Source organism: Corallococcus sp. AB030 (assembly GCF_003668965.1).
GTDB classification, from domain to species: Bacteria; Myxococcota; Myxococcia; order Myxococcales; family Myxococcaceae; genus Corallococcus; species Corallococcus exiguus.
The window spans coordinates 66,787-75,701 of the sequence record NZ_RAWQ01000017.1 but is presented as its reverse complement, the minus strand read 5'-3'; the positions used below and the strand labels follow the sequence as shown (position 1 = coordinate 75,701).

The following is an 8,915-nucleotide window of genomic DNA, read 5'->3' as shown; positions in this document are numbered from 1 at the left end:
GCCTTGTCCCAGGTGCTGCTGACGCTGCTGGGCGCCGCGGGGGAGAGTCTCGGGATGGAGAAGGGTTTGAAGGCCAACACAGCCAAGACGCGCACCTACTCGCTCTTCCGACAGGGCTGCATGTATTACCAAGCCATTCCCATGATGAAGGAGGAGCGACTGCTTCCGCTTGTCGAGCGCTTCGCCGAACTCCTCCATCAGCACCCTGTCTTCAAAGAAGCGCTCGGTTTCATATGAGGGGATGGCTCAGGTCTCCAGGGGCATTCCGACGCCCAGCGTGCACTTGAAGATTTCTCCCGTGTCCCGTCGCAGCGGAACATGGACACAGGCTTCTCTCCAGTCTCCTGGCCCTGGCTCTGTCTGTTCAATGACCGTGACGAACCGGAAGTGCCGGGGCTGGAGGCTCCCCTCCACCACGGTCCCGGTCCTCATCGCGCAGCCCGTGAGCAACCACGCCAGCACCAGGCATACCGCCCGCTTCGTCGCGTTCATGGTCTTCCCCCCGGAAGGCCACCGACGTCACTTCAAACCCCTCACAAAGCTCCATTGTCTCAGGGGGCGGGCTGTCCGCTGAGCTACGCGGAATCGGCATATAACAACCGCCCTGATGACCTCACGTCTCGCGCTCTTCGCGGCCCTGCTTCTGGGTTCCGTCCTCTTCGGCCTGTCGATGCTGGCGACGGCGCTCAGCGGCGGCGCCGCGCTCCCGGTGGCGCTGGTGCTGGGACTGGGCCTGCTGGTCCTCGTCATGGTCACCGTGCGGCGAGCGCCGGGCTGGCGGAGTCAAGACGCCTTCGCGCTCTCCGGCCAGGCCTGGAAGTGGCTGTCCCTGGCGGTGGCGCTGCTCTCGGGGGGCGGGGGCGTGGCCGTCGTCCTCGAGGAGTACGCACTGCCACTGCCGGGCGGCGAATGCCTGGGCTCGAACTGCGACCTGTCGTACTGGCTCACGTCGCTCGCGTTCGTGTCCTGCTTCTTCGGTGGATGGCTCTTGTCCGCGGCGCTGCTGGGCGCCTACGGACTGCTGCGAGCCATCTCTCCCAAAGCCGTGTGGGGCATCGCTGTTTCCGTGCCCGTCCTCACGTTCCTGGTCGTGCTGGCGGTGTTCGCATGAACAGGAGAGACCGAGCCGCCGAACGGCGTGCTCTACCGCCACCAGGGAATAGCCGTCTCTCGCCATAGGGCATCAAGCCGACCTTCACCGCCTGGAAGTTGGCTGAGCCAGGACAGCGCAAGTGGGTCGGCGGGGTGGTCTCTCAAGTGACACAACAGGAGTGGTAGATCCTCTTCGCGGACCGCTGGCATATGGAACTCGAAGCACCTACGGAAGTCATCGCCCCAGAGGCTGGCTTCGAGCATGACCCGCCGCGCAAGCTCCTCGCCAGCCTGTTGGATCATCCGCAGGAGCACTTGCTCCGCTTCGTCATAACCATTGTCGTCTTCCGCAGTCGGGTCCTTACTGCTCAGGTTTCCAACAGCGAAGAGGATGTGCTCCGGAAGTCGGAAGTGCCTCATCGCGACACGCCAGATTTGGGTATCGGCGCGCAGGAGACGCGCTGCCTGCTTGGCCTGGGCCGCGTTTCCGAAGCGAAGGATGGCTTCGACACAGGCTTCGACCCAGGCCGCTCCGCGCGGAAACCGCCGCAATCCGCTACCCGAAGGCAGTAGGAGGCTGGGGGGAGGACTCTCCAACAGGTCAATCAGTTCCTTGCAGACGAGAGGTCCCCCGACGCGGGCCAGGGCGACGACGGCCTCACTGGCGACGATGAAGTCATGCGACAGCAAGGCTCGGAAGACGGGGAGGTCGGCTTCGTCTCGAAGACGCTCACTGACGAGACAGACGGCTCCAGCCAGAACGGATTCTGATCTCTTGCACTCGATGAGTTCCACACGCCAGGGGAGTGCGTCCGACGGCTCCCCGATGAGCGCCAGCAGGCGCAGGGCAAGAGCCTGAAGGGCTTCGTTCTTGTTGTCCTGCATCGCTCTCGCCCACTCGATCAGTTCAGGGCGGCGGGGCGGATTCCGCTCCCAATCGTGCCAGTGCCTGTAGAGGGTATCGATGGCGTACGTCTGGGTCTTCTCGGGCGAGGACGGTGAGAGCAGTGGCAGGAAGGCCGCGAAGCCATCCAGGCGCATCAGGCAGTTGCTCCATCCGTGGTCGAAGCGGAATTGCTCCGCGTCGAATGCGTGGCCCGACGCTTCGTCCTTCACCTCTGGAGTGGTGTCTGGCTTCAGACGCCCATCGAGCATGGCCTGACACAACAGCCGGGCTGCGGCGGGGGCATGGGGTGTTCCTCGAAGAACCCGGGCGGACTGGTCCGCCTGACGCAGCCCCTGCGGGATCCGCTGGAACAGTTCCTCCACGAGCAGGTGGCCCTGGAGCAGCGCGATGGAGAACGGCGCCAGAGCCTCGTCATCGAGTCCGCTGAGAAGAAGATGTTGGTTCGACGGGGTGTAGAGTTCTCGCAGTCGCGAGAGAACAGGCTTCCGCTGCCGTTCTTCGGTGGCTTCATGATGGGGGCGGCCCCACCCCTCTGCCTCTGGATCCGCTCGCCGGGCTCGCTCTTCCCTGTCCACGGCAATCTGCGCTTCCATCTGGAGCGGCAGGGAATGTCGCGGAATCGCTTTCCAGAGTGTCTCGAAGGAGTCGTAGCTCGCCAGTGTCTCCACTGGGAGCACGGGCCGTCGGTAACGGCTCCCCCGTGCCTCTTCTTCGCGAAGCTCCCGCTCACGGTCGCCTTGGTAGTCCGTCAGGAACCGCCGGTGTTCTGCCGCTTGCTCGCTTTTGACTTGCGCCTGGGTCCGGACTTCGCTGTCCGCGTCGTTGACGTAGGCCGCCAGCAGGGACGCGTCATAAGTATGGCGGACGACGAAGCGGCGTTGTCGCTGTGTTCCCGTGGCAAGGATGGCGCGTGCGGACGCATCCGGGAGCGAGCCGGACCCCAACAGTGTCTCGGCCTGACTCGCATATGGACCTTCTAGCAGCTCGAAGACGGACCGGAGGTCGTCTTCCTGCTCCAACCGTGTTCGTAGGGCCCGCATGAGTTCGAAGCGGGCTTCATGGCCTTGTCTCCGGACGGAGTCTTCCCAGGGCGTCTCAGGTGCCGTCCATGGAGGTGCTCCATCAGGGGCCTGCCGTGACGTCGCGGAAGCGACCTCCTCTTCGGGGCCGAGCACCGAAAGGATCCACTCCACGGAAGCCCGATTGACAGCGTCGAGGGCCGCCAGTGCAAGGCAACGCTCGGATGCGTCGAGAGAGGTCAGTGAGACGATGACCTCCAACGGTTGGAGCTTTTCCCCCTGTCTTCGCAGTTGGGAGAGCGCCTCGAACCGAACAGCACGAAAGCTGTCCCGCAGGGCCTTGCGCAGAAGCCCCAGGTCAAGCCGCTTCCGGATGCTGCCCAACGCGAGGAGAGCCCTCCAACGGGCCGGGCCGCATGCGTCGTCGAAGAACTCCGCGTAGAGCGGTTCTAAGCGCTCGCTGCGATGCGAATCATCCCCCATGAGCCCGCTGGCCCAGAGGAGGTCCCACTGTCGCAAGAGTTGCCCGGACGTGACGTTGCGGAGCCTGCGCGCGAAACTGAGCGTGACAACCCAACTTTCCTCGTCGTAGTGCCCCTTCTCGAGGTGGTTGATGGCCACGCGCAGCAGAGCTTCCTTCTTCAGGTTCTGGTTGTCTTGTGCCAGCACCGTGGTGAGCACTGGCGCCACGGCATCCAGGGAACACCGGGACAGGACGTCCAGGCGTTCAAGGTGTCGGCTAGGAGGCACCTTCTGTACCCAGATCGAGGCCGCGCGATCCGCATATACCGCCTGGGCATCGTCGGTCCCGTCGAATAACGGTTCCAGGTCCAAGGCCCAGGGCCCGGGGGGGCGCTCGCGCAGGTCTTGCCCGCCAATTCGTACGAGCACCGCCAGGGGCAACGAAGGCTTCACGCGCGAAGCCAGTTCATGCGCCAGGGAAATGGCAGCATATAGCGCGGAATCCTCGCCGCTCCGGATGGAGTAGCCTTTAGAGGTCTCCTGAAGCGCTAGAGGAGCACCCCGCAGGTACTTCCCGACGGCGGGCACGCAGGCATCCAGCAGGGTGTCCCAGTGCGCACGAAGGGGTTCGGCCCATCGTTCGAGCATGAGCCAGAGTTCGCGCGGGTCCCCCAGGCCCCCAGGGAGTGCTGAGTTCCATGCCGAGAGTGGTTGGTAGCTCTGAAACCGCAAGCGCCGGACGACGACCTCCACCGCCACTTCGGCGGTGACGCTGGAGGGGCCATTCGCAAGGAGCAGGCGGGTTGCGAGCGCCAGGGATGAGAACGCGCGGGGACGGTTGTCCAGGAGCCCTTGGACGAGCTGGGTCCTGCGCGTGGGATCCTTGAGAAGTGCCCCGTAGTGGAACGTGACGGCGTCCACTCCTGGTTCACCAATGGAAGGCAGCAATTGAGAGAGCGCATTGGGATCGCCCACTAGATGGAGGGCCGCGCAGAGCTCCGCGAGGCTCTTGTGGGAGAACTGATACTGGTCCGGCCCGACGCGTTGGATGAGATCGCTGTTCTCCAGCACGTCGTGTATGGCATCTACGAGTGCTCGGTCCGTGCTCGTGTCTAGGTGGTGGAGATCATCCGGGTTTAGCAGCGTTGCTCCGCGACGAAGCATCGACCATGCCGCCGCGCCCAGGACCTGAAGCCCCGAAGGGGCGCCGACCCGACGGCGCACGGATCTGGAGATACGACCCGTTTCTTCCGCGCGCTCAAGCAGCACGAGGATGCTCTTGCGAAGCACCGACGGGACGTCCAGATCCGAGCCCAGTGCCTCCTCGGGGAGTATCGATAACAGAGAGACGCCCAGGGGGCTCGAGCAGAAGTCCGAGATCATCCGTCGACGCCGGTCACCCCCGTGCTGGAGCGGGGCCTGGAACGAGAAGTCGTCCCGGTCCCGCAGCGCCGCCCAGTGCCCTGGCTTGCCCTCCATCTTGAACAGGGCTTCCTGGAGTGACCCGGGCAAGGGGGCCACACGGACATGGGGGACACCGGGTGGCTCGTTGGGAAGGGGCCGCGCGCCCAGGAGCGTGGGCCCTTGCCACTGGGCGATGAGGTCGCGGACGTGATGCCGCTCGGATGCGGTGACTTCGTCGAGTCCGTCCACGATGAGCCACACTCCTCCCCGAAGCGCGGGCTGCCGCGCCAGTTCGACGAGTTGATGGCACATCTCCAAGGACAGCGACGCGGGGTGGGCGTCGTGGAGCGCCCACCCGAGGGACAGACCTCTCCGAACGAGGTTGCGTGCGTCCACCCTCACCGCGGCGCCGAGAAAGGGCGTCTCGTTCAATAGGTGCGCATATAGGCGACGCGTCACCAGGGTCTTGCCACTGCCCGGTCCCCCTTCGATGAGCGCGGGATGTCGCTCTCCCATCAACCAACGGTGCCGTGTCTCTCTCAGCAGATCCTCTTCCTCTAGTTCCTGCCCCGGACCGGGGGCGAGCCCTGGCTGGACCGGAATGAGAGGCAACGCCAGTGTCTCAGATATCTGGCGCGTGGTGCCGTTCCAACAGGTCACCTGGCGCGAAGCCTCTCGCAGCCGTCCTACAAGAAGGGTTTGCGTCGCCGCTGGCGTCTCGACTCCAAGCCTGATCATCAGGTCGAGCACGCCCTGGAATGGCTGGATCCGCCACCACCGCGTCACGAGGTCCGAGCGGGGCGCATGCTTCTCCGCCGGGAAGAGTCGCTCGTGGAGCGACCAGGCCTCCCGCCATTGGGACGCGGGGACCAGAAGCCTTCCCTTGGGAAACCGTCCGAAGAAGCGGCGGACCTTGTCCTCCAACCCATCGACGGCAACCGCGAGTCCCTCCGAGTCCAGCGCACCGGTTGCCCCGAAACAGGGAACCTCCCCATGAGCTGTCCAGGGGTCGTGAGTCAGTCGTTGGATGGCCTGGGGCCATTGTTCCAGCAGTGCCCTAAGGAAGAGGGCAGCCATCTTCGACGAGCCTGGCGCTGGTCGTTCAAAGCTCCAGCAAGGGTGCTCTACCCCCAGGAATCGTCGGACGAGCGCTGCAGTGGCCAGGACCGTGGGGTCCTGGGTGGATGGTGCGGCCCCTGCTTGCGCATGGAACACCCGCGAAGGCACGTCGTTCAGGAGTGGGATGACCACGCGGGGACGCGCCAGCTTCGCTCGGAATGATCCGAAATCGACCTCTCGCTCAAATGAGTAGGGAGCCCGGGTGCGGTTGACCTTGGGATGAAGCGCCACACTCAAGCACTCCGCAGCTTCGAGGCAGCTCGCGGCCAGAAGCGGCGTTCCCAGCTCTTTCTTCGTTAGCTCGTCGTCTTCCAGAGCGCCCCACACGACGTGGAGTCCTCGCTCAGCGTCGGCGAAAGGCCATTGGCCCTGACTGCGGAGTGCCTCCGCGACCTGGGGAAGCGCCTGGGCGAGCGCGGTGCGCGAGGAGGCGGATCTGGGCACCCGTCCATCCCCCTGGAGAATCTGGCGCGCGAGTTCCTCTCCGGAGAGCGTCGTCATTTCGAAATCTCATGGGGAAGGCTGACGAACAGCCTGAGTCGCGCCATCGGGTCAATCAATCCCTCCGCACGCAATCGTTCTCTCAGAGCCTCTAGCGAGCCCAGCCGGGCGAGCACCGTCCGCCGGGAACGCTCGATGACCTGGACCCGCCAGGTGCTCGACTGTTCCTTGGCCTCCCACCTCAACTCAATGTGGTCGCCCGGTTGATGACCTTCGGGGAGTGCGATCTGGAGGTTCCACTGGCCATGCTCGTCCTCGAAGAGATCCACGGCGAGCCCCTCGAATGACTCCTTGGAGCCCACAGGTGGGGATGCTGCGGCCGCGTCCTGGAGCCGCCGCACCATCACGGAGTCCGATACTTCCTCCTCCTGCGGACCGGGGCCTGTGTGAAGGGCCTGAAGCCGTTCCAGCAGCCGACGCTGGCGCAGGGATGCCATCGAGGGGCGCACAGGCGGGAGCACTTCCGACGCCAGCTCACCCGGCGCTTGCCTGACGGTATCCCATAGGGAGCGGATGCTGGCGGTGTCCGGCATCGTCATGAGCCGTCGCTCGGCGAACCGTCCCAACTCGACGGTGCGTGCGGGGGCGAGACTGACCGCGGCTTCCGCAAGGCGTGCCAGTTCCTGGGCTTCCAGAATCCGGCCCCTTGCTTCGGCGACGGTCACCGCGTCATCAATTCCGAGGAGCGCGTCGAGCAACTCACCGAAAGGGTCATCGTCATCGGAGAGTTGTTCGTCGAGTCGGGAGAGCATGTCCTCGGGTGCGTCCGATTCCGCAGCGGAGGCGATCTGCTCCGTGGCCTTCAGCAGGGATTCCGTCGATGGGACGGCCATTCCAGCGGCCCGGGCCTGGTCCAGCCGGGCCCGGAGCACCAACACCCGGTAGTTACATCCAGCGGACAGGCTTTCCGCGGCGTGCTGTCGGGTCAGTGTCGTCAGCTCTTCCAGGGCGTTGTTGATCCACGGGTGAAGCGGCGTCATTCCGGCTCCTCGTCTTGCTCTGGTGCTGCTGCCAGAAGGGAGGTCTTGTCTCGCCAGAGGCGGACTGCCTTCTTCACGAACTCATCGGGATGCCTGTTCTCACAAGGGGACAGGGTCGCCCGATACGCGGTGACAACCCTTGGCGGTCGAGAGTCTGACTGCCCGTCGGTGAAGATGACGAGGACCCCATTGGCGCCAACGGCAGCGCACCGTCCGCTCACTGCCTCTACTCGGCGGATTTGATCCAGGCACCGGGCATCGCGTAGGGCGCCTTGATACGCAGGGGCGTAGTAGGTGTCGTGATCGGCAGCGAGCAGTGCCCTGCATTCAGGCGATATGGCCCCTCTGTGCTCATTACCTCGTTGGACCCGAGCCCATAGCGTGCAGCCTGCCTGGACGGCGCGTGCTTCCGGATGAAAAGGGAGCCCTGGGACGATGAGGTCCCACCGCTCAGAGCGACGATAGAGGTGCTTGAGCACGTGCTTCTGTTGAGGCCATCCTCGCCTCAATGAGAGGACAGCCTGGGAGACCTGCCTCATGGGATGTCCTCCAAATCTTCAGCCTGCACGCTGATGGCATGGCGGAGCTTCTGGTAGGCGCGTTGGATGATCTTCCCAACGCGCTCGTAAGCCCTTGGGGCGGGGGTTCCAGGGAACAGCAACTGCGCGATGGCCTCCCGGTCGAGTGCTTCCTCGGGACGCGGTGGGGGTGGGGGCGGAGACTGCTTCACCAGGGATTGCCAGTCCTCTTCAGGGAGCCGGTTTGGAGCGTGAAGGAGGAGCAGGGCGGCCCGTTCCTCGAATCGGAACATCGCCAATGCGTGGTGGATGCTCTGGACTTGCTGCTCGAATTCGATGCGTTGATGCGCGGAGGGGACAGGCTGTGCGTGGGTCCGTGTGACCAGGTCGCGGACCACGCCAGGGTCCTGGAGATCTGGCTGGCGGCGGTGCTTCCGAAGCTTGTCGCGAAGATTGTTCCGGAAGACCGTCAGAGCGAACGCTCGGGGATGCCGGACGTCTGCTCCCAATCGACGGTCTCCTAACAGCAGTGCTTCCAAGACTTCGTCACGAGCAGCTTCCACCGACTCGCGTCCAAGGACATGCACGACGGGCCCGGGGGCGACAAGCCAGCGCTCCATCCAGGAAAGGGCTTGAGCAAGCGCGCGCGCGTCCCCTTGAGCACGCCAACGCTCTATCGCCTGTACGACGCCCTGCTCATCCATGGCGTGCTCCACCGAGAGTCTTCAACCCGTATCTTCCTCCGATGCTCTACTGACGCTAGACCTTGTTTCCGGCGGACAGGGGCCTTCACGGGGCGCAGTGCTTGGCTGCATTCCGCAGGTCAGAAGGCTGGATGGGCCTCATCAGGGCCTGATGCGCAGCCCGCCGCGACGCACTGGGCAATCGTCAAGGGAGTGCCCCCTGGCCGCCG

Annotated in this window: 5 protein-coding genes and 1 pseudogene; 2 read left to right on the top strand and 4 right to left on the bottom strand. The window is 64.7% G+C overall.

Annotated elements, in window-relative coordinates; translation table 11 throughout:
• A pseudogene (locus tag D7Y15_RS06755) lies at positions 1-237 on the top strand (IS4 family transposase); the annotation flags it as partial.
• A 9-nt stretch (positions 238-246) separates the two neighbouring features.
• Here the strand turns inward: D7Y15_RS06755 and D7Y15_RS06750 are convergent.
• Positions 247-492, bottom strand: a complete 246-nt coding sequence (locus D7Y15_RS06750) for a hypothetical protein (RefSeq protein WP_148712710.1) — start codon at positions 490-492, stop codon at positions 247-249.
• A 115-nt stretch (positions 493-607) separates the two neighbouring features.
• Here D7Y15_RS06750 and D7Y15_RS06745 point away from each other — a divergent pair, with 115 nt between their 5' ends.
• On the top strand, positions 608-1,111 hold the full coding sequence (locus tag D7Y15_RS06745) for a hypothetical protein (RefSeq protein WP_121752041.1): 504 nt from the start codon (positions 608-610) through the stop codon (positions 1,109-1,111).
• Between the two features lie 32 nt (positions 1,112-1,143).
• Here D7Y15_RS06745 and D7Y15_RS06740 read toward each other — a convergent pair whose 3' ends face one another.
• From D7Y15_RS06740 to D7Y15_RS44060, 3 genes are all read right to left on the bottom strand, one after another.
• On the bottom strand, positions 1,144-6,504 hold the full coding sequence (locus D7Y15_RS06740) for an NACHT domain-containing NTPase (protein ID WP_148712709.1): 5,361 nt from the start codon (positions 6,502-6,504) through the stop codon (positions 1,144-1,146).
• Positions 6,501-7,484 carry a hypothetical protein gene (locus D7Y15_RS06735; RefSeq protein WP_121752039.1) on the bottom strand — a complete coding sequence of 328 codons (984 nt, stop codon included), beginning with the start codon at positions 7,482-7,484 and terminating at the stop codon, positions 6,501-6,503. The genes D7Y15_RS06740 and D7Y15_RS06735 overlap by 4 nt, the downstream gene beginning before the upstream one ends.
• Positions 7,485-8,019: 535 nt before the next feature.
• Positions 8,020-8,706, bottom strand: coding sequence for a sigma-70 family RNA polymerase sigma factor (locus D7Y15_RS44060; RefSeq protein ID WP_148712708.1), 687 nt, complete (start codon positions 8,704-8,706; stop codon positions 8,020-8,022).
• Between the last annotated feature and the right edge of the window lie 209 nt (positions 8,707-8,915).

Excerpts from the sequence above, each read along its gene's own strand:
- D7Y15_RS06750 (WP_148712710.1), bottom strand. The coding sequence starts at position 492 with ATGAACGCGACGAAGCGGGCGGTATGCCTGGTGCTGGCGTGGTTGCTC.
- D7Y15_RS06745 (WP_121752041.1), top strand. The coding sequence starts at position 608 with ATGACCTCACGTCTCGCGCTCTTCGCGGCCCTGCTTCTGGGTTCCGTC.
- D7Y15_RS06740 (WP_148712709.1), bottom strand. The coding sequence starts at position 6,504 with ATGACGACGCTCTCCGGAGAGGAACTCGCGCGCCAGATTCTCCAGGGG.
- D7Y15_RS06735 (WP_121752039.1), bottom strand. The coding sequence starts at position 7,484 with ATGACGCCGCTTCACCCGTGGATCAACAACGCCCTGGAAGAGCTGACG.
- D7Y15_RS44060 (WP_148712708.1), bottom strand. The coding sequence starts at position 8,706 with ATGGATGAGCAGGGCGTCGTACAGGCGATAGAGCGTTGGCGTGCTCAA.